Here is an 18,415-nt window from a genome sequence, read left to right as displayed (position 1 = left end):
AATTTCAGTCCCATCATATATGGAAGTTCAACTTGTGGCATATACTTTCACCTCTTCTTGAGTTTTCAAAGCTTTGATAAATTTGATTTTGACAGCGTTATTCATAATTAAATTCCTCCGAGTTCTATTGTTGACAATAACCTTCTAACAACGTTTTAGCTCTTTGAATAGCTACACTATCGTTTTCTATTGTTCTATAAGAATTAAACCAGTCGTTAGCATTGATAAGATCTTCAATTGGACTAACGAGAACGTGGCTAGTGGTACTACTAATGGGATGATCGTTTTGATTGTCTGATTGTTCTTTATTTTTCTTCAGGACGACTCTCAAAAGATCAAACTTATTTTTGAAGATAGCGACCGTTTGCCTAGCAGTCTTCCCGTTAGGATAGCTATATTCTTCATTAGCCAAAATGAACTTCTGTTTATCTTCTAATGCTTGTTTGATTTTTACTCTTGTCGTCATCTAATCAGCATCCATTTCTTTTGCTTCTAAAAGCCGCTCATTAAACGATTCAGCGACATCTTTATGAGTTGGTGTGCTCTCATCCCAAAACCATAAACAGCCGTCATATTCGCCAATCATCGACCATAAATTCCCTGCTAAATGCCAACTTATAGCTTTGCTAATATCGAAATCAAGGTCAGGATTACGAAATCTAACCATTTCATCTTGGAAGTAGCGTTCTCTACCAGTATTAAAGCCGTCCCAATATCTTAGAAAAAGCCAAGCTTCAAAGTCGTCTTTAGTGAAGTTATTGCTCGTAAATTTTTCGAAATATTTTCGGTATTTTTCGCCATGAGTAACACCATTATCACTTAGCATCTTCATTGATTGTAATGCAAATTCTTCATCAGTCATACCGCAACTTCTCCCCTTTCTAACTTCTTTAAACGTTGTATAAAAAACGAATAAAATAAAAATTAAAATTTATTATTTTAAAACATTGTATTTCGTATATTTTTCGATTATAATTATAGTATAATATCAATTACATAATTATGCAATAATTATATAATAAAAAGCGATAGAAATTGGAGGGATTTTTCATGGAAGAACAAGCAGAAAAAAGGCGAATTACCCTTTACTTAACTAGCGAGCTATGGGACAGAGTAAAAAAGCAATCTATTGATGAACATAGATCCGCATCAAAGATTATTGAACAATTAGCGAAAAAGTATTTAGAAGAAGTCCAAAAGCAAAAAGACATCGTAAAATAAGCGTATATTTTCGGCGAGAAAATACACGCTTTTTTATTTTTTTAGTTGAAAAAAGCACACCGCATAATTGGGTGTGCTTTTATTTAGAAGAATTATTTTGCTTCGGAATCGATTTGCACCATTCCAAGTTTTTCGATACTTAGAATTTCTTTGGTATTGAGAATCAGAGCATGGTTGCTACCATTTTTGATATCGTCGACCCATTCTTGCACTTCTTCATGCAATTCATTAGCGTCCCATGCAAACATTTCAAAGCAACGAGTGATCCAGGTAACATTGATATAAGCGTTATTTTCAACATCATCAGTGGATAACTCTTTTTTAGAAAGAACAACCCACTGCTTAACGTCTCCAGATAACATGTTGACTGAATACATGTAAGCATATTTAGTCTCACTCATTTGACAACATCTTCTTTCTTTAGGTTGAGAAACGCTTCAGTACCAATTAGGTCAAAAGTGCTAATCTCATTACTGCAATATGGACAATACTTCCAATTAACTACATCTGATTCGTCTAAAAGCGGCACGAACTCCCCCTCGTCCATAGCTAAGCTTTCTTGCTCATCTTCAAGTTGTGCCAGAGTATTCTCAAGATCGTATAAATCACCTGCAAAGTAATCTTGATCGTCTTCATCAAATGATTTGCTTTCTATGTTTTCGATTTCTTCTACTACATCTTCGATTTTCCACTCCAATTTATTATACTGCTTTTTAAGGTAATCGAGATTAAGACACTTATTCTCATTGTAGATTAGCTCATGACAATAAGGACAGTAATATTCATATCTAAACATAGTTTTTCACCTCAACATATTACATTTTCTTATTTTAACGACGATACGGGATACAGATAGTATTTAGTAGCATCCCGACTAGCAGATTTAGCAAAAGCTTCTAGCAGCTCTACTTTTTCGCCTATAGTATCAAATTCAACATAATCGCACCTGTCGTATCCTTCTACTCCTGATATATGACCGATAGTTACTTAAAGCGCCCCGTAAGCACCAATAGTTTTGGATGTCCGCGCGAACAAGGCTCTCTCGATTTCTTTTGTTAATTCTGTCTTACTCATTTTTCTGATTTCTCTTTCTCACATCACTAACTGCTTATCCGAACATCATTAATATTCTTGAATCTACGTATCTTTTCTAAAAAAATAAAAATTTCAACTACGCCAAGCATCACAAGGAAACACCATGACAGCCACAACACATTAATGATAAAAAGTGCTATTTGGTTTTGTACCAACACAACTACGATATACATAAAGGATGCAATGAACAATCCAATATCAAGAGCTAGTATGAGCGCAATGAAATTCGTTAACTTAACCATTATAGTCTTATCTTGTCCAAACCGTTTTGCACATTTGAAAAAATCAGATTGCATATAAAGATGGTCTAATTTTGCAAAACGAGTAGATATTACTGGGACTAATACTGACGTTCCCATTAATACATAAATAACATAGCTTGTGTAATTTTTTATTTGTCCAAAATACGTAATACAAGCTGAAAGTACAATCACAATCAGAAATACGAATAAGCTAGTTATTTTCTTGCGTGGCATAAGTTTAAGCTTCATCTACCCATCACTTTCTCGGTCAAAATTGTGCCCCAGAAAAAATTCTTGATTCCTAGCATTAATTCCACCACCCCATATACTTATCCTCCCTTAAAGACCGTATTCTTCAAGAAATTCTTTACCTGTATAAGTTCGATTGATTTCTTCTGGCAACCAGCCCGTCTTTACTATCTTCTTAATAACAATGTCGTCTAAAATATCATAAATATCGACTAAACCTTCCCAATTAAACAACTTATTAATGCTTTCTTCAACTTCTTTCTTACCCAAGCAAACAAACGGGTCTTTATCTAAATAAGTGACTAAAAATATATTCATTGTTGTCCTCCCTTAAAAACCATATTTTTCAAAAAATTTAAAGACCGAGCATTCATTTTACCCATAAACCTTGCAAACAATAGTGTAAGCGTCCGCATTTAACATATCAAACAGTTTTAATAATCTATTATCTGAAACTTGAATTTCAACATTCCAATCATCTTCTTTTACCTTAGACCTGATAATAATATCTTCATCAAGAAATACGCCAGAATTAAGCATAGGTAACTGGCATTTTGAAATTTTATACTCTATATTTTCAGTTTGAATAGATAACACCACATCTAAAATTTGATTTTCTAAATCAGATGTCTTATTTCTAATACTATCTAACTTTTGGCTAAAATCACCACTGCTAATAAGACTTGGTAGATTGCTGTGAGATTCTAATGCCATAATCTTTTTTAGACCATCTTTGGTCAAATCCATTGTAAAGTAACCTAATTTCATTTTTTATTCCTCATTTCATTTTTTATATTTTTCCGAATTTTAAAACTTACTAATTTTTACCTTTGATATGAGATGATAGTTACCCATAAACCTTGCAAATAATAGTGTAAGCCTCTGTTCCCAACTTTCTTTTCCAACACATCGACTTACGATTGAAGATACTACTCCGAATTCGCAATTCTTGAAAATACCACAATTACTATTGTCATTGCTATCAGGTGCAATGCTAAAAAAATTCGCATTTCTGAATGATTTAAATGAAATACATAAGCAAGTATCAGCATTGCAACAAATCCACAGAATACTTTAAAAAGATCTCTACGCCACATCTAACCACCAGCTTTTCTTCATAAGCCAAAAATCATCTATATTTAGTTCGACGATTTTTCTTTTTTTCATACTTTTTCCTCTCACTTTGCATTAATATTTCTTGATATTCATCAGTTACATGCATTACATAGAAAAGCAGGAAAAATAAGACTGAATAAACTATCGCAGCACCAATGACAACTAATATACCTAACATTGTACTGAAAAACCTACTTTCTCTTCCTGTATACTATTTACCAATTTGTTCCGAACGTAAATGAGTAAACTTTTTTGTAATGATCTGAACATCTGTTAGGGACAATACAATATATTGTTTCTGTTTAGTCTTAAAACTAATCATACCATTGTCTACACGATATTTAGTTGTTACATATTCGCGATAAGAACGCTTCTTCCTGTTCTTATAGGAACATCCTTTAGTTCTAATGATATAAATCGGAAATTTTCTTAGTAATGCCCATCGTTTTCTTCTTTTGCTCATATTGCATCACCATTCCAACATACTTCCTATCGCAAAAGACTCTTGATTTCTTTAGTCCGATATACATATTTACGATCTTCATTAATACCAAAAGCGTCAATAGCCTGACTAAACTTTTGTTGGTCAAACGCTATTTTAAATGCAGATAATAACGCTTGTTCATCTTTGGTTAATCGGCGTAGCTTACGCATAGACTTAAAAGTTGCGATAAATGCTACAGGATCCTTGATTTGTTCAAATTCGATAGCGTGAAGCAAATCTTGCTCAAATTTTGAGTCATAATCACCTTGAACACTTTCTAAGACTGGTAGTCTTTTCTTCAATGCTCGGCTTAGATAAGAGATAGCCTCTTTTGTCTTTTCGAGACTAAACTCTTCCTCAAATTTTTCCTCTTTAATCGCTGTTTTTTTAGGTGCCTCAGTAAATACTTGTTCTTTATCTAACGAGGTGTGTTCTTCAGGTTTGTTTGGTATATCCTTTTCCACTTCACTGTTTTCGCCGTTATCAACATCTGATATTTTTTGTTCCTCAATGTCTGGTAGCCAAGCAACAGTTTTATTTATACAATCGAACACGCCTACATTATCTCCTAATGTTTTGGCTTTTGAAATTGCATAATCTAGCTCTGTATAATGAGAAACGCTCAGATTACCATTTATTTTAAAAAGTTTTTCTTTTGCATTGTAATACTTGTATACGTCCCTGGTATCGGTAGAATCATTGATTGATTTAACACATAAAACGTATGGATTATTAGGAATTGGATTAGGCATATACACTTCGCCATCATACCTAAACAGTTTTTCTTTTTGGTTATTTTGCAAATTCACACCAAAGAAAAATTCTTTCTGCTTACCAGTAAAAAGTACCATTTTATTTCTGATTGATGCTTCCAAATGTTGTTTTATTGTTTTGATTGAATTAAAAGTTGAGGCTTGTTCTCTTCGCTTGGACCATAAGCCAACTTTATTCCACCAGTATTTATTACCGTCCAAGTCATCATATAAAATAACGTACATCTGGCCACCTACTTTCTTTTTTGATGTTTTAGGCTAAATATCAATTATCAGCCTATATAACGACAAGGCGGATTCGCACCACCCACTATGCGCTGCTAGTGCTATTTTCTGTCGTTTTGCTTTTTTCCATAATTGTCAATATAGATTTTTTGCAATTCAATAAATCTATTAGTAATTTCTCTAGGTGTAACACCTGTTGCTTTGGCCATATTCAAGTAAGATGTTTCGATTGCGCTTAGATCCATTCTTGGCAAAGAATTACCAAGCTTTCTAACATCTGAAACGCCATCATTGCCGTAATTAATTGCTAAAAGATTGCTATCCTCTTTTTGTAGCCGACTTCTGATACCAAAAAGGTGTACATCAATATCAGCAGGAGACGTCATAAATTCTTTCAAAACATGTTCATGAAGATTCGACACTAGAGTAACCAAGTCATCTTTGTCAAAATTACCCTCAAAATCTGCGTTCATCTTCTTTGTTTCATCGTCATAATCAATGTTAATTACCATAGTCTTATGTGCCATAATAATTACCTCTTTTCTCTATAAGTGCTTGTTTTCTGTAATAATTGCTTTAGTGCGTACGCATAACCTGAATTATCGTATTCCTCATACAATTTATGATTAAAAAATGTATTAATCAAAGACTCTAATTTTTCAGTAGTTAAGTTTGCAACTGGAACTAACTCATTTCTTACATCAGACAATAAAATCATGAAGAATTCTTTAGTAGTTAAAACATGATTAAGGTCTCTGATAAGGTCTTCTTTGTCTTTTTTTGAAGAAATCAAAATTCCCAAGCGTTGATCTTGGCCCACATTATTAATAATATCGGTCTTTTTATCGGTGCAAACGCTATCTAAAACAGCTAGTAATTCGGTTTTGCTCATCATTTAAATTCCTTTGCTTTATTAATATCCTTGACAGTGATTCCCTTAGGTTTATTCTTACGCCATTCTAAGTACGATAAGAAATTGCAAATTTTACTTGCGAGCTTAGTTTTAAAACCCCACTCAAACTTGGTGTATTCCTTAACAGGCTCACTTTGCCATTGCTTGATTAAGCGCATTTTCGGATTGAATAGTGCGTATTCAATAAGATATGATGTACCACTAAGAGAGCCAATTCTTTCTTCAGCCTTGTCTAAAGTTTCGTACTTTTCAACATGCAAAATTTTTCCTTTTTCTTTTTTACGATATGCTAAAGTTAGCACTATTAATCCTTCCTTTCTTACAACTGACTTAAATCCCAATCAAGCCAATAGCCAAAAGCTTGCATTGCTTGTACCAATTCTTTTGCAGATTTACGCCCCAGATTACGAGTATGCAATAAAATATTTAACGTTGGAAAAGCATCTACAAGGTCACTTAATAAAATGTCATCGTGTTGGTGCATAAACCTTCTGCTAATAGCATTAAAAGTACGAGTGCTTAATTGCAAATCAAATAATTTTAATTCTGATTTGTCTTTATCACAAACAGGTTCATTTGACTTGATACTCTTAATAAGCTCTTGAGTAGCGGTAATTTGTTTCACCAAACGCACAGCTACAGATTGCATAGCGGTAACTTGCGCCGATAGTTCTTCTAATTTTTGCTTGTTTTCCATTTCAAATTTCCTTTCGTCTTACTAACGGCGAACATTATGAGAAAAACCAAAAATGTTGTGGGCATTATCATAACAGTATGCAAAACCTACAATAACGATAACTAAAATAATCATCCCCATGATGAATTCTTTGATATTTTGATGCCATTCATCGTTATGTTTTAGATTATGTTTGAATTTTCTAATAGCGTGTTTCATAATACTTTCCCCTATTGATTAGTAATCACTTTTGATATGTACATCTAATGAACGTACATAAGATTTTACTTGACGGTTCAATTCTTTTTTGATTTTCTCTGTTAACTCATCTTGATTGATTTCAGGTATTTCAATATCTTTGATTTGCTTTTTAAGCGATCCACGAATTAATTTAACGGCAAAGCCTTCTTCTTGGTAACCAACTTTCTTAGCGAAGAATTCATTTAACACATTTTTGATTGCTGTGTTGATTTTCTTATTAATCATCTCTTCGACTTCAGTTTGATGCTCATCCAAGTATTTCTTGACGTATAAATCAATTGTTTCTTTATTGAGTTCCATGTGATCCTCCTCACACACTTATTGTTGATTATTGTTGATGGTAATTCTTTCCTAAGCTAACTAGCATTTCAGCAAAATCCTTACGACTCATGTTAAGATCATCAGCAGTTGCCATTAATAGGAACTTAGCGTATTCATGTTGGAATCTGTCAACAGACGGAATTTCTTTTTGCAAGCTATCACTTTGATAGTAGAGCGCAGAAATCACAGAATCTATCGTTGACATAGCACTAATGTAATCAGGAAGGTTTTCAAACTCTTCTTGATTCATTGTTTTCACCAAGTTAGTAGCTGATAGCACCAAAGCACTAAGCACTTCGTTGTCAACAATCTTTTCGTCAGCTTCTTCATTTGCTCCAGAAATCATTTTTATTTTGCCATCTTTGCTAGTTATTTGAATTTTGACTTCCATTTTATTTTCCTCACTTCTTTTTAAGCCAATCTTGTAGCCAACCGCCTATAATGAAGGTTAATTTTAGAATTAATGGTAATCCTGCCAATATGAGCAAGATTTCCTCATACATTTCGTTATCATCCATAAGCAAATAATCTTAGTGCATGTTCTTTCTTACTTGAGATAAGAAGTCATTCGCAGCAATGACAGCATCTTGACTCAAGAAAGTTGTATTGAACTTGATATATCCACTCGGTAACTGTTCAGCAATTACATCTTGATTTCCAAATAAATCATTAAAAACCAACATTAGATAGCTACCACGACGAACAATATAATACTTACTATTTTTACTCATCTTTCTTTTTCTCACCTCGTGTCTGCTTGTCGTTTTTTAAGGAAATCCCCATCTTATTTAGTACTTTCTCAATTACGTTATCGCTATTAATTTTGCTTTCATCATTAATTTCGAAAGTTTCATTATTACTCGTTTCTTTATCGCTGCCATCAAAAAGGTCATCAACTGGCTCTTCTATCTCTTCTTCAACATAGCCCATAATGCTTTCCAAATTTGCTTTAAGTGTATTTGAAATTTTGCTAACGGGATAAGTCCATGCAGAATGAAGACGTGGGTTATAGATTGCTAAATGCGTTAACTTTTCAAATTTTTCTTTATTTTCACTATGTAGTCCCATGATATAGTAAAGAAGAATTTGCATAGCATGATTCTCGTTAGGAGCATATTTTGATACCTTAATATCAATCAGCACTCTGTCAGTCATAAAATCAGCGTCTCCATTTACGATGAAATCGTTATATGCGCCTTCAAATGTAACATCAGTATCAATGTACCCATTCTTGCTTTTACAAGCCTTAATGAACCATTCACAGCGATTAACGAGCTGTATAGTATTCTGATATGTCTGTTCATTTATCAATAAATTGGTATTATTAAAGTTCCCTGAACGGTAATAAATATCAAAAGGTAATAACGTAGCAGCTAATTCTACTGATAGTTTGTCCAAGCCTTGAATATTGTCCAGTAATCTTTCAGATGGCATAGCTTCTAAGTGTTCTTGCTGAACTACATCATCATAGACCATCAAAGGAATAGCAAATGCTAATTTTTTATTGTTGGTTAGTTTAAATCTGGTTAAGTAATCCACTAAAATCCCCATATAATTTGCAGGAATGGATTCTTGACTAATTACTTTCTTTCCATCGTATTTTGTGTATTTAAAATCACGAATACTAAAATTACGTTTGAAATGTAATTCTTCTGTTAAGCGTTTTGCTAAGGTCCATACGGTGAACATAACTTTCTCACTTCTTTCTTTTTTACAAACTTTGGCCTAGAAATCATTGAACAATGACATTTCTTCAGCCACATTTTTCTTACTTTGCTTGACTTTATCAGTTCTGTCGATAACTAATTGTTTTTGTTCCAAAAGTTTATCTAACAGGTTATTGCAAGGCTTTCCGTACTGTTCTAATCTTGCTACTGGAGCGAATTGTTGCCATGCTTTGTCATTTTGATCAATAGCTAACGAAAATGACGGTTTTTCTGACCTATGATTGATACCAATGACGCCAATGGGCTGAATATCATCTTCGTACGTACATCTCACTTCAACATACGCTTTCCAACTGGACAATACGCCAGAAGTAGAGATAACCATATTATTTTCCATTAATTGTTTTTTCAGTTGATTCAACGTTTGAACAACTTTGCTTTCTTCTTTTGCCTTTGAAACTTGCCCAGCCATACATACTAACTTCTTTCTTACTTCTTTATATCTTTTTTACTCAAACTTGAAATTCTCTACTACATTATCTAAATCTTCTTGTTCAATACCGAGATAATGTCGGGTAACCTTCTGTGAGGAATGGTTAAAAATTTGCGATATGATTTCAACATCCGTACCATTCTCAAATAAAGTGTTACCAAAAGTTTTTCTAAAGGAGTGTGTTCCAATTTTTTGTACTAACTTCTCATCACCTGTTTTTCTTGCCATACGAACAACCATCTGATAAAAACCATGAACTGAAAAATGACCTTCTTTATTGTTTCCCGGAAATAGCCAATCATTTTCATCTTCATAATCTAATTCTTCCAGATAATCATCAATTTCTTCTCTACAATTATTCAAATAGATTGTTTTAGACTTCCCGGTTTTTTGTTCAATAATTTTAGATTTGTTCTTCTTTAAAACGTCCCCTACTCGTAAACTAACAACATCTGAAGCACGTAAGCCATTATTTAAGGCTATCGATACTAAAGCTATGTTTCGATTTACTAAAGGTGGTCGTGAAAAGTTTCTTATAGCATCTAGTAAAGAAAAGTATTCACTTCTGGTCAGCCCTTTGACACTTTCAATCCAGATACGATGTTCACCTTTCATAAGCCCGTTTTGCTTATTTTTCGGAATATATCTGCTATTCTCTGTCAAATAATCACTTCCAATCGTTATTTTTTTCTTCATCGAAATCATCTAAGCTAATTTTTAGAGCTTTGTCGCTTGGCATATTGTCAATGAACCATTCTAATTCAGATGAAAGACTTTTCTTATTAATTTTCAAATAGCGTATACTAGAAAAATATGTTATGAGTGCAATTAGGGTAAAAATAAACCAAATTGCTGTAATAATATTTTGGACATTGGCTAACATACTAATGCTTAAAGCAACCATAGAAAAAGTTTCTAAGAGAACTAATTTATTATTATCTTTAATTAAGTGCTCTAACTTTGTAAAATCAAAATCTTTCATATATTGATAAGGAATAGATCTCAACAAAGCTGCGTTCTTCTGATACTCTTTGTTAGCAGTGTTTATCTGCAAACAAGTAAGAATCATAAAAACTATAAAAAAGATTACATCAAATAAATGAATCATAAGTACCACCTCAAAACAGTCTTACATTTTTTTTTTTAAAATACGTCAGTTAACGATTAATCAACTGACCGAAAGAAATTTTACGAATTCAATGAAATTGAAAATAAATTAAAATAGTAGAAATTTATTTTATCGTGCTTTTCAGCACTAAATTGCATCGGCAGTTTCGCTCTGCCTTAACAGTAATCGTCTAATGCGAACAGGAGAAGGAGACATCATCCGATGCCATTCAAAACTCACTTTATAATTGATTGCTACTGCAAAACAATCAACACCGTCTACAGGATTTGAACCTGTATCTCAAGCTTAAACTCCCACAGCTAAGAACTTGAATTTTTACTTTAAACTAAGACGGCAAGGGAATTGCAATGAAGGTTGAACCGAATCTTAAAACTTACAAACTCTTAAATTTGCTTTGCTTTTACTAATTAATGTCAGCTGTTACTAACCTTCATCACAATCGATAACAAACCGGGGAATGGTCTGTAATGTAACATCCCATTAGTTTTAGTACTAATTGGAGAAAATTTATGAAAAAGTTTTATTAGTTTTTGGCATTTCTGCCAACGCCCCCTACAGGACTCGAACCTGTGACATTCTGATTAACAGTCAGACGCTCTACCAACTGAGCTAAGGTGGCAATATTGCCCGACGGGGGGTAAAGCCAAACGGGCAATAAATGTAAGATGTAAGTAAATTTTCGTTTGTATAACGCTTGGCACTTACTCATTTATCACTGATATCATTATACAATTCGATTGTAAAAAAATCAACAAAAATAGTCGTATTTTTTACGAAAAAAACAACGTAAAATAATCATTTTCTTTTTGATAATAAATCGTTAATATATACAAAAAACCAAAGCAAAACTGACTAATAATTAGCGTTGCTTTGGTCTCAAAAATAAGTAACTAAAATGATTGAATAACAGAAATTAATTTTCGTTGAAATTGAAAAGAGACCAAGCAAAGCTTAGCCTCCGATGTTCTTGCTCATTGGTTTGAGTAGCTGATTTTAAATAGGGATAATTAGGTTACTAGCTCAATAAGTCGTACCAGTCGGGAGCTACCCTCAAGCTCTTATTGCATTATGAATGCTAGGACGCAGGCCTTTTACTGCTCAAGTGAAACATAGCATACGATTGTATTCCAATATATTACCGTACATAGGCGAATTAAGCCTCACCACCTAACTCGTAACTTATAGCCTTATCACTAAGACGTCACACCTAAGAGAATTATTGACATACCGCTTTGGGTCTTAAAGCTGTCAAACTCTAATTAACTACGGCGTCCGAGGTGAAGTCGGAACTTGTTTCTCCGTTACGGTTAGTACCTTTATCTTCTGTTTTATAGCTCTAACAAGACTTACTAGGATGCTTTCTTTCACACCAACCAAAAGTTACTAACAATTGGTTTAAGAAGTTAAAACGTATCCGTTATAACCGCTACACTAGATTTTATAAATCTTGGGCTAGGCGAACTTGCTAAGTCCTTATACACTAGCTTCAAGAACAGTTATAATTATAACTGTTCTTCGAATAAAAATCAACAAAAATACCATGATTTATCAAAAAACAACGTCCGAAAAATCATGGTATAATATACGTTATGTTTTTCTGGAAAACTATCGAAAAACATAACGATTTTCAGTTTCTTTCAGTTGCTCTTTTGCTATTTCTCACTTGGCAAACCAACTAACATTCAGAAACGGTAAATAGTGTTTGCTTTGGGATCCTTGTAGTAAAAGCTCAGGGTGTCGAATGGGCTTGGAACTTGTTTAATAGCTGCTTGCTTGTTCTTTTTATCCCAAAAAATTTCAACAGTCTCCCCTACCACTAAGACAAACATGGTTCCACTAATATCATTACATAGATAAGCAGTATACTTTTTATCATCCACAGTAAGTTGATAAGAGGTTTCGGTTCTAACGATTGTAGTTTCATCAATATAATCTGGCTTAGATTCAACTGAATTATTAGAAATCCACTTATCAGCATATTTTGTTAGCTTAAAGGCATTTTTTATAGTCATGCCATCAATTCCATTGTTGCGATACCTACTAATCGTGGCCACAGAGACACCACTTTCTCTAGAAATACTATTACTGCTTTTTTGGCTTTCTAAAAGCCGAGTTATTTTAGTCACACTTACGCTATTCACTTTAATCACATTTCCTCTTCGATATAGCTTCCATCATAACTTCAGGTGTTCTTTGAACACTAACTTGTCCAGTCATAGTCTTCAGCTTCTTTCAATTTAATATACCTCAATTTTACTATTTCATATATGAAAAGGCAATATTTCATATATGAAAAGGGACAAAAATATAGGAAAAAGAACGTTGTAAAATCAAGGTTTTTAAATGAATAAGACTCTTTGCACAAAAGAGTCTTACAAGGGTTTGGAAAGCTTATTTAGCAAAATTGAGTAATTTATTGAGTAATTTAAAAGGATGCTTACCCGCTACCCGCTTACGATAGGCATCCTTGATTTTTGTTCTCAATTATCCTAAATCAACTAAATCAATGATGTGCAAAAAACAGCTAGAGTGCAACTCTAACTGTTTTTCTTTGCTAAAATTATCAAAATGCTGTTATATCAACGTTTTGCTAAAGAAAACGCAAAATAACGCATTTATTTATCTTTTAATTACCGATTACCCATTTCAAGAACGAACTTAACCTTAGAACGCGTCTCTCAGCATTAACATTTTTCTACTCCAACGTACGAACTACACCAGTGCTCAATCAGAATAATCATAAAATCACATTAAAACATTTAACATAAGTTAATACAATTCTTCGCCAATAGCTCCACCTTTGTCGACAATTTCGTTTGGATATTCTTGAGATGCGTCATAACCATCAAATAATTTATCTAGAGTAATGGTTTGCTCTAACTTTTTAGATTCTTTTTCTTCTGTTTTTCTATCTGTTACATTTTGACTAAGTTCAGTTTTAGATTTCATACATTTTCCTCCGCTATCTCAAAAAAATAGAAAGCAACTTCTGCAACACCTTGCCTATTACGCGAAGTTGTACTATACTCAGTTTGAGCAAAAATGTTTCTATGAGTATCATCTACTCTCTTTTAGAGTGGGTACTGGAAGTACAATTAGAATTATTGCAAAAAGTGGTCAAGGTTTCAAACCTGACCGCTTTTTCGTTTATTCTTTTTGATTATCGTCGTCTTCATTAAAAACAGAATTTTCCGAATTATCTGATTTCGCAGACTCACTATCAAATGAGCCTTGTGGTTCTTGTTTCTCTGTTTCTGTATCAACTACAGGGGATGATCTGAATAAGAACTGCGTAATAACTGAACTATTTGCTCTTGCTACAGCCAAAGCATCTGATGGAAGTAATGTGATTACAAAGAAAATAACGATTATTAACGAGGTTAGAATAGTAGTTGAGTCCCTAAATGAAAGCAGTGCCTCTATTAATACCAGAATTGCAATTGCCCAGTTTGTTAGACCTGCATCCCGTAATCGTCTTATCCATAGAGCAATTGACGGAAGCAAAATAATTACGCCAATTATCCCAACTAAAATCAACCAAAACATCATTCCACTAGCAAATCCTGCAAGCGCCCCACCAAAACTAGTTGCCGCCCAAACACCTAGCAATGATACGAACTGGACTCCAAAAACAAGAAGCAAAACAAACATTAATAAGTAGATCAACAATTGTATCCACCAGTAACCAGCACGAGTGCTTCGACCACCAAAGTCTACATAACCTTTCCAAAAATCAACCCACGCTTGTTTAAAAGTGATTTTGCCTTTTTCATTAATCATAAATTATACCTCTCTCGCAATTTTTTCATCTAAAGCTAACAACTGACGAACATCTTGAATATTGCCAATTACATCAGCGATTTGTTCTTTGATATATTCGCCAACTTCTTCATCGGTTTCATATTCATTAAATTCAAATTCAATTGTAACAATCGTCTTCGAAGTTTGCAATTCACAACAGAAAATGTACGGGTCAAAGACTTCGTAATTTAACACTGTAACACCTGTACCTTGGCACCACTTTTGTAATAATTCTAAAATTCTTTCTTTTTTCATATTATCTCCTTTTCTTATTCATTAGTGGAATTCATCCCCGTAAATTACGTTAATAATTAACCAACGATTAGTTTGAGGATCTTTACCGTATACTACATAATCAGTCCATCTCTTCGTTGCGTAGGTTTCATCAAAATCCGCTCTAGTGGCCAACTCTTTATCGGCGCCCACACAAGCAAGCTCTACTAAAATGAATTGCCCCTTATCATCTAGTTTAGCAAATTCCTATCATTTAAGATTATTTTGATTGAGTCAATTTTTCTTTCGCTTACTTTTTTGAAATAATTATTTTTCCATAACCGATAACACCCATTGCTGGTGGTTTAGTAACCTCGAAAGTACATTTATAACCATCTTCCACCAATTCATCAAGTACTTGTTGGGTAACAGGTATTTCTAGCCTTTTAATTACCACTTCCTCATAGCTGCTTCCTTGCGAAAATAGCCGAAAAAAGTCAAACTCAGGTGTTTTGCTTAATTTAAATACCGCTGGAAAAGACCATGATTTTTTTGATCCTCGACCATGCTTTTCTTTTAGCGCAGGAAAAATAACCAAATCTAGAAATTCTTTTTTTGCACGTTGACACGTTTCTTCATTATTTTCACTCAAAAAACATCCCTCACTTTCTTCTAAATAAGCAACTTACATAAATACTTCAAATTAACAACAATAGGGCGGATTTGCACCGCCCACTAACCAAAACTAGCGCTACTTGCTATTGTTCTTCAGTCGGTACAGGCTGATTTAAAGTAACCTTACCTTCTGATTTATTTTGCATTAATTCGGCTACATCAATACCTGTGGCTTGCTTAGTAAATTCAAGTGTTTGAGCCAAACCTGCTACTGATTGACGTCCAACACCTTCTGTACCATCAAAGACTGTTAAGTTATCAATATTAGCAACACTATCCGCGAAACTAGCCGCAATGGCTGGTAAATTATCAATAATTGCTTTTTGTAATGCGAATTGTCCGTTGTTTTCCAAGGCTTTGGCTAAAGCACGTTGAGCGTCGGCTTGGGCTTGACCTTCCTTACGAATTTGTTCTGCATTAGCGTCCGCTAAAGTTTTAGTCTTGTTAGCCTCGGCTTGCGCTTTAATACCAATCGCTTCAGCATCGGCTTTTTGTTGTGCTAAAACAGTAGCCTTAAGTTCATTTTCCTTAACCAAAATTAATTTTTCGTTGATAATTTGGTCTTGTTCTGCATTAGCAATCTTATAAGCATTTTCAGAAATCGCACGTTCTCTTTTTACTTGAGCATCAAATTGAGCCTTGGCCACATCAGTATCACGTTGATTTTCGGCAATTTGCTTATCAGCTGCAAGTTGTGCCTTTTGAGCCTCTTGGTTATTTTGAGCCTCAACTAAGGTTGCTTCTTTGTCAGCAATAGCTTGAGCTTGACGAGCCTTAGATTTCTTGTTAGCAACTTCTTCCGCAGACAAGCTATCAAAGTAGCCCTCATCATCCCAAATGTCCTTGATTTGGAAAGCAGTAATTTCTAAACCAAGGTTAGCAAATGTTTCTTCAATTCCAGATACTACTTCTTGACGGAATTGTGAACGGTCATTGGCTTGGCTAGGAGTTAACCCTGATAAAACTTCACGAACCCCACCATATACAACCTGTTGCATTTGGTTATCACGTTCTTCTTCGGACAGACCAAGCATCTTTTCAGACGCAATAGCGATCATCTTAGGTGTGGATCCAACACGTAAAACAGCATTGGCACTAGCATTAACTTTAACCATGCCCTTAGTCATCACATTTTTGACAACCACATCAACATTAAAGGTATCCAGTGACTGAATTTCTGATTGCTGTACGATGGGAATAACGAAAGCACCACCACCTTTAATAACCTTGACTTTGGTATGAGTTTCTTCATTTTCTTGCACATATGGCCCAGATAGCCACCCACCAGTAACGATCAGAACCTCGTTAGGAGCAACTTTCTTATACGCTGAAATTGGTATACTCAAAACGATAAGCACAATAACAACAATAATAGCCGGAAAAATAAAGCCTGACATCTTTTCTTCACCTCTCAAAATAATTGTAATTACCAATAGCAATATACATACAATTATACGTATGTTCTACTCGCAATTACTAAAGCAATCCTAGGACTTGCACCTAGCCTACCAATTAATTTTGGTAGTCGATGTGTATTGCTTAAGCGGTTTGAAAGGCTATTTTAGAGAGTGTTATTACACCTCTAGACAAAATATTTTATAGGTTTCCGCCAAAACCTAACACGGCAAGGAAGATTCGCACTTCCCACCAAACCGGTGCTATTTTTTGCCGTACTGACTAATTACTTAGTCGTTTTTCTTCTTACGTGTAAGCCCCAATGCACCAAGCAAAGCTGCACCTAATCCAGCAATTAAGCCTGCATTTTGCTCACTATCACCCTTGTCCCCTAATTGCGGTAACGTCTTAGCTTTTACAACATGCTTAATCGTCACGTTTGTAGATTGTGTAGTGCTACTTGTAGTTGCTTGGGATTTAATTGCTACAAGCTTTTGTTCTTCGGAAGTAGTTTCGCTTGATTCACTTGCCACACTTTCTGACGTGCTTTCGCTTACCACACTTTCAGAAGTAGATTCACTAGCTACACTTTCGGAAGTAGTTTCGCTTGTAGATGTGCTTTCACTTACCACACTTTCGGACGTGGTTTCACTAGACACTTCAGATGAACTGCTTGTCGATTGTGATGCACTTGCATTACTTGTTTCAGACTCACTTGAACTTGTTAAACTGTCAGATTTAGATGCTACTTCAGATTGACTGGTGCTTGCTAAACTTTCAGATGACGCCCGACTTGCACTTTCCGATTGTTCAATAGCCCTACTAATACTGTCAGACTTAGCTACACTATTACTGTCAGAAGTTTCAACAGCATTGCTAATTGAGTTCGAAATGGACTCACTGGTGCTTGCTAGACTTTCTGATTTAGTTACGCTATTGCTTTCAGATTGCTTTAGCACATTACTTAATGACTCGGAAGAAGACTTACTTTGAGCCACCAAGCTATCAGACTTAGACGTACTATTACTGTCGGATGTTTCTACAGCTTTACTAATTGATTCCGAAGTAGACTCACTGGTGCTTGCTAAACTTTCCGAAGTAGAGTTGCTTGCACTTACTAGACTTTCAGATTTAGTAGCACTATCGCTTTCGGATTGCTTGATGACATCACTGATAGATCCAGATGTAGAGTCGCTTGCACTTGCTAGGCTTTCAGATTTAGCAACACTTACGCTTTCAGATTGTTTGATAGCATCACTTACTGATTCAGACGTAGACTTGCTTGCGCTTGCCAAACTTTCAGATTTAGCAGCACTATTACTTTCGGATTCTTTGATAGCATCACTAATAGATTCTGAAGTAGACTTGCTTGCGCTTGCCAAACTCTCAGACTTAGCAACACTTACACTCTCTGACTCTTTTACCTTTGTTGAGTTAGATTCTGAAACAGAAGTACTTGCATCTGC

General features: G+C 34.5%; 29 protein-coding genes and 1 tRNA gene. 1 reads left to right on the top strand and 29 read right to left on the bottom strand.

Annotated features, from left to right (window positions below; genetic code table 11):
• Positions 1–124: 124 nt before the first annotated feature.
• Positions 125–466, bottom strand: coding sequence for a hypothetical protein (locus FC36_RS01485; RefSeq protein ID WP_025021290.1), 342 nt, complete (start codon positions 464–466; stop codon positions 125–127).
• A complete protein-coding gene (locus FC36_RS01480; protein ID WP_025021289.1) occupies positions 467–862 on the bottom strand; it encodes a hypothetical protein in 396 nt (131 codons plus the stop codon).
• Between the two features lie 188 nt (positions 863–1,050).
• Here FC36_RS01480 and FC36_RS11500 point away from each other — a divergent pair, with 188 nt between their 5' ends.
• Positions 1,051–1,221: a ribbon-helix-helix protein, CopG family gene (locus FC36_RS11500; RefSeq protein WP_081781993.1), complete on the top strand. Its 171-nt coding sequence runs from the start codon at positions 1,051–1,053 to the stop codon at positions 1,219–1,221.
• A 92-nt stretch (positions 1,222–1,313) separates the two neighbouring features.
• Here FC36_RS11500 and FC36_RS01475 read toward each other — a convergent pair whose 3' ends face one another.
• The 27 genes from FC36_RS01475 to FC36_RS01350 all read right to left on the bottom strand — a co-directional run.
• On the bottom strand, positions 1,314–1,622 hold the full coding sequence (locus FC36_RS01475; protein WP_023860019.1) for a hypothetical protein: 309 nt from the start codon (positions 1,620–1,622) through the stop codon (positions 1,314–1,316).
• A complete protein-coding gene (locus FC36_RS01470; RefSeq protein ID WP_025021288.1) occupies positions 1,619–2,017 on the bottom strand; it encodes a hypothetical protein in 399 nt (132 codons plus the stop codon). Before FC36_RS01470 ends, FC36_RS01475 begins: the two co-directional genes overlap by 4 nt.
• A gap of 304 nt (positions 2,018–2,321) precedes the next feature.
• On the bottom strand, positions 2,322–2,792 hold the full coding sequence (locus tag FC36_RS01465) for a hypothetical protein (RefSeq protein WP_155889631.1): 471 nt from the start codon (positions 2,790–2,792) through the stop codon (positions 2,322–2,324).
• 105 nt (positions 2,793–2,897) lie between these two features.
• Positions 2,898–3,125: a hypothetical protein gene (locus FC36_RS01460; protein WP_025021286.1), complete on the bottom strand. Its 228-nt coding sequence runs from the start codon at positions 3,123–3,125 to the stop codon at positions 2,898–2,900.
• A 57-nt stretch (positions 3,126–3,182) separates the two neighbouring features.
• Complete coding sequence (locus FC36_RS01455) at positions 3,183–3,575, bottom strand: hypothetical protein (protein WP_025021285.1); 393 nt, start codon at positions 3,573–3,575, stop codon at positions 3,183–3,185.
• A gap of 837 nt (positions 3,576–4,412) precedes the next feature.
• The gene (locus FC36_RS01445) at positions 4,413–5,405 is read right to left on the bottom strand and encodes a hypothetical protein (protein WP_025021283.1); all 993 of its coding nucleotides are present in this window, start codon (positions 5,403–5,405) and stop codon (positions 4,413–4,415) included.
• Between the two features lie 101 nt (positions 5,406–5,506).
• Positions 5,507–5,932, bottom strand: coding sequence for a hypothetical protein (locus FC36_RS01440; protein ID WP_025021282.1), 426 nt, complete (start codon positions 5,930–5,932; stop codon positions 5,507–5,509).
• A gap of 5 nt (positions 5,933–5,937) precedes the next feature.
• Entirely contained in the window at positions 5,938–6,300 is a 363-nt protein-coding gene (locus FC36_RS01435; protein WP_025021281.1) for a hypothetical protein, read from the bottom strand.
• Complete coding sequence (locus FC36_RS01430) at positions 6,297–6,620, bottom strand: hypothetical protein (protein ID WP_025021280.1); 324 nt, start codon at positions 6,618–6,620, stop codon at positions 6,297–6,299. The genes FC36_RS01435 and FC36_RS01430 overlap by 4 nt, the downstream gene beginning before the upstream one ends.
• A gap of 17 nt (positions 6,621–6,637) precedes the next feature.
• Positions 6,638–7,015, bottom strand: coding sequence for a DNA-directed RNA polymerase subunit alpha C-terminal domain-containing protein (locus tag FC36_RS01425; RefSeq protein ID WP_025021279.1), 378 nt, complete (start codon positions 7,013–7,015; stop codon positions 6,638–6,640).
• Between the two features lie 21 nt (positions 7,016–7,036).
• Positions 7,037–7,213 (bottom strand): hypothetical protein, encoded by a 177-nt coding sequence (locus FC36_RS11785; protein ID WP_155889629.1) that lies wholly within the window; start codon positions 7,211–7,213, stop codon positions 7,037–7,039.
• A gap of 18 nt (positions 7,214–7,231) precedes the next feature.
• Positions 7,232–7,555 (bottom strand): hypothetical protein, encoded by a 324-nt coding sequence (locus tag FC36_RS01420; protein ID WP_025021278.1) that lies wholly within the window; start codon positions 7,553–7,555, stop codon positions 7,232–7,234.
• A 28-nt stretch (positions 7,556–7,583) separates the two neighbouring features.
• Positions 7,584–7,967 carry a hypothetical protein gene (locus tag FC36_RS01415; RefSeq protein ID WP_025021277.1) on the bottom strand — a complete coding sequence of 128 codons (384 nt, stop codon included), beginning with the start codon at positions 7,965–7,967 and terminating at the stop codon, positions 7,584–7,586.
• Positions 7,968–8,106: 139 nt separating this feature from the next.
• A complete protein-coding gene (locus tag FC36_RS01410; protein WP_025021276.1) occupies positions 8,107–8,307 on the bottom strand; it encodes a hypothetical protein in 201 nt (66 codons plus the stop codon).
• Entirely contained in the window at positions 8,300–9,265 is a 966-nt protein-coding gene (locus FC36_RS01405; RefSeq protein ID WP_025021275.1) for a hypothetical protein, read from the bottom strand. The genes FC36_RS01410 and FC36_RS01405 overlap by 8 nt, the downstream gene beginning before the upstream one ends.
• Before the next feature lie 36 nt (positions 9,266–9,301).
• Positions 9,302–9,715 carry a hypothetical protein gene (locus FC36_RS01400; protein WP_025021274.1) on the bottom strand — a complete coding sequence of 138 codons (414 nt, stop codon included), beginning with the start codon at positions 9,713–9,715 and terminating at the stop codon, positions 9,302–9,304.
• Positions 9,716–9,751: 36 nt separating this feature from the next.
• Positions 9,752–10,432: a tyrosine-type recombinase/integrase gene (locus FC36_RS01395; protein ID WP_025021273.1), complete on the bottom strand. Its 681-nt coding sequence runs from the start codon at positions 10,430–10,432 to the stop codon at positions 9,752–9,754.
• Complete coding sequence (locus FC36_RS01390; protein WP_025021272.1) at positions 10,404–10,844, bottom strand: hypothetical protein; 441 nt, start codon at positions 10,842–10,844, stop codon at positions 10,404–10,406. The genes FC36_RS01395 and FC36_RS01390 overlap by 29 nt, the downstream gene beginning before the upstream one ends.
• Before the next feature lie 567 nt (positions 10,845–11,411).
• A tRNA-Asn gene (locus FC36_RS01385) sits at positions 11,412–11,484 on the bottom strand.
• A 1,063-nt stretch (positions 11,485–12,547) separates the two neighbouring features.
• Entirely contained in the window at positions 12,548–13,015 is a 468-nt protein-coding gene (locus tag FC36_RS01380; protein ID WP_025021271.1) for a Trp family transcriptional regulator, read from the bottom strand.
• Between the two features lie 619 nt (positions 13,016–13,634).
• Entirely contained in the window at positions 13,635–13,814 is a 180-nt protein-coding gene (locus tag FC36_RS01375) for a hypothetical protein (protein WP_023860040.1), read from the bottom strand.
• Positions 13,815–14,012: 198 nt separating this feature from the next.
• Complete coding sequence (locus FC36_RS01370) at positions 14,013–14,645, bottom strand: DUF805 domain-containing protein (RefSeq protein WP_023860041.1); 633 nt, start codon at positions 14,643–14,645, stop codon at positions 14,013–14,015.
• A 3-nt stretch (positions 14,646–14,648) separates the two neighbouring features.
• Entirely contained in the window at positions 14,649–14,921 is a 273-nt protein-coding gene (locus FC36_RS01365) for a hypothetical protein (protein ID WP_023860042.1), read from the bottom strand.
• A gap of 21 nt (positions 14,922–14,942) precedes the next feature.
• Positions 14,943–15,092: a hypothetical protein gene (locus tag FC36_RS11780; protein WP_023860043.1), complete on the bottom strand. Its 150-nt coding sequence runs from the start codon at positions 15,090–15,092 to the stop codon at positions 14,943–14,945.
• 97 nt (positions 15,093–15,189) lie between these two features.
• Positions 15,190–15,531 carry a hypothetical protein gene (locus FC36_RS01360; protein WP_023860044.1) on the bottom strand — a complete coding sequence of 114 codons (342 nt, stop codon included), beginning with the start codon at positions 15,529–15,531 and terminating at the stop codon, positions 15,190–15,192.
• 106 nt (positions 15,532–15,637) lie between these two features.
• Positions 15,638–16,951 carry a flotillin family protein gene (locus FC36_RS01355; RefSeq protein ID WP_023860045.1) on the bottom strand — a complete coding sequence of 438 codons (1,314 nt, stop codon included), beginning with the start codon at positions 16,949–16,951 and terminating at the stop codon, positions 15,638–15,640.
• Between the two features lie 288 nt (positions 16,952–17,239).
• A partial coding sequence (locus tag FC36_RS01350) for an LPXTG cell wall anchor domain-containing protein (RefSeq protein ID WP_156409490.1) occupies positions 17,240–18,415 on the bottom strand: 1,176 nt, incomplete at its 5' end.

It is taken from the genome of Ligilactobacillus equi DSM 15833 = JCM 10991 (assembly GCF_001435735.1).
GTDB classification, from domain to species: Bacteria; Bacillota; Bacilli; order Lactobacillales; family Lactobacillaceae; genus Ligilactobacillus; species Ligilactobacillus equi.
Note: the sequence above shows the minus strand (reverse complement) of the source record. Positions and strands in the feature narration are given on the sequence as shown.

What these genes read in the sequence shown, in the direction of transcription:
- FC36_RS01485 (WP_025021290.1), bottom strand. Translation starts at nt 466, where the DNA reads ATGACGACAAGAGTAAAAATCAAACAAGCATTAGAAGATAAACAGAAG.
- FC36_RS01480 (WP_025021289.1), bottom strand. Translation starts at nt 862, where the DNA reads ATGACTGATGAAGAATTTGCATTACAATCAATGAAGATGCTAAGTGAT.
- FC36_RS11500 (WP_081781993.1), top strand. Translation starts at nt 1,051, where the DNA reads ATGGAAGAACAAGCAGAAAAAAGGCGAATTACCCTTTACTTAACTAGC.
- FC36_RS01475 (WP_023860019.1), bottom strand. Translation starts at nt 1,622, where the DNA reads ATGAGTGAGACTAAATATGCTTACATGTATTCAGTCAACATGTTATCT.
- FC36_RS01470 (WP_025021288.1), bottom strand. Translation starts at nt 2,017, where the DNA reads ATGTTTAGATATGAATATTACTGTCCTTATTGTCATGAGCTAATCTAC.
- FC36_RS01465 (WP_155889631.1), bottom strand. Translation starts at nt 2,792, where the DNA reads ATGCCACGCAAGAAAATAACTAGCTTATTCGTATTTCTGATTGTGATT.
- FC36_RS01460 (WP_025021286.1), bottom strand. Translation starts at nt 3,125, where the DNA reads ATGAATATATTTTTAGTCACTTATTTAGATAAAGACCCGTTTGTTTGC.
- FC36_RS01455 (WP_025021285.1), bottom strand. Translation starts at nt 3,575, where the DNA reads ATGAAATTAGGTTACTTTACAATGGATTTGACCAAAGATGGTCTAAAA.
- FC36_RS01445 (WP_025021283.1), bottom strand. Translation starts at nt 5,405, where the DNA reads ATGTACGTTATTTTATATGATGACTTGGACGGTAATAAATACTGGTGG.
- FC36_RS01440 (WP_025021282.1), bottom strand. Translation starts at nt 5,932, where the DNA reads ATGGCACATAAGACTATGGTAATTAACATTGATTATGACGATGAAACA.
- FC36_RS01435 (WP_025021281.1), bottom strand. Translation starts at nt 6,300, where the DNA reads ATGATGAGCAAAACCGAATTACTAGCTGTTTTAGATAGCGTTTGCACC.
- FC36_RS01425 (WP_025021279.1), bottom strand. Translation starts at nt 7,015, where the DNA reads ATGGAAAACAAGCAAAAATTAGAAGAACTATCGGCGCAAGTTACCGCT.
- FC36_RS11785 (WP_155889629.1), bottom strand. Translation starts at nt 7,213, where the DNA reads ATGAAACACGCTATTAGAAAATTCAAACATAATCTAAAACATAACGAT.
- FC36_RS01420 (WP_025021278.1), bottom strand. Translation starts at nt 7,555, where the DNA reads ATGGAACTCAATAAAGAAACAATTGATTTATACGTCAAGAAATACTTG.
- FC36_RS01415 (WP_025021277.1), bottom strand. Translation starts at nt 7,967, where the DNA reads ATGGAAGTCAAAATTCAAATAACTAGCAAAGATGGCAAAATAAAAATG.
- FC36_RS01410 (WP_025021276.1), bottom strand. Translation starts at nt 8,307, where the DNA reads ATGAGTAAAAATAGTAAGTATTATATTGTTCGTCGTGGTAGCTATCTA.
- FC36_RS01405 (WP_025021275.1), bottom strand. Translation starts at nt 9,265, where the DNA reads ATGTTCACCGTATGGACCTTAGCAAAACGCTTAACAGAAGAATTACAT.
- FC36_RS01400 (WP_025021274.1), bottom strand. Translation starts at nt 9,715, where the DNA reads ATGGCTGGGCAAGTTTCAAAGGCAAAAGAAGAAAGCAAAGTTGTTCAA.
- FC36_RS01395 (WP_025021273.1), bottom strand. Translation starts at nt 10,432, where the DNA reads ATGAAGAAAAAAATAACGATTGGAAGTGATTATTTGACAGAGAATAGC.
- FC36_RS01390 (WP_025021272.1), bottom strand. Translation starts at nt 10,844, where the DNA reads ATGATTCATTTATTTGATGTAATCTTTTTTATAGTTTTTATGATTCTT.
- FC36_RS01375 (WP_023860040.1), bottom strand. Translation starts at nt 13,814, where the DNA reads ATGAAATCTAAAACTGAACTTAGTCAAAATGTAACAGATAGAAAAACA.
- FC36_RS01370 (WP_023860041.1), bottom strand. Translation starts at nt 14,645, where the DNA reads ATGATTAATGAAAAAGGCAAAATCACTTTTAAACAAGCGTGGGTTGAT.
- FC36_RS01365 (WP_023860042.1), bottom strand. Translation starts at nt 14,921, where the DNA reads ATGAAAAAAGAAAGAATTTTAGAATTATTACAAAAGTGGTGCCAAGGT.
- FC36_RS01355 (WP_023860045.1), bottom strand. Translation starts at nt 16,951, where the DNA reads ATGTCAGGCTTTATTTTTCCGGCTATTATTGTTGTTATTGTGCTTATC.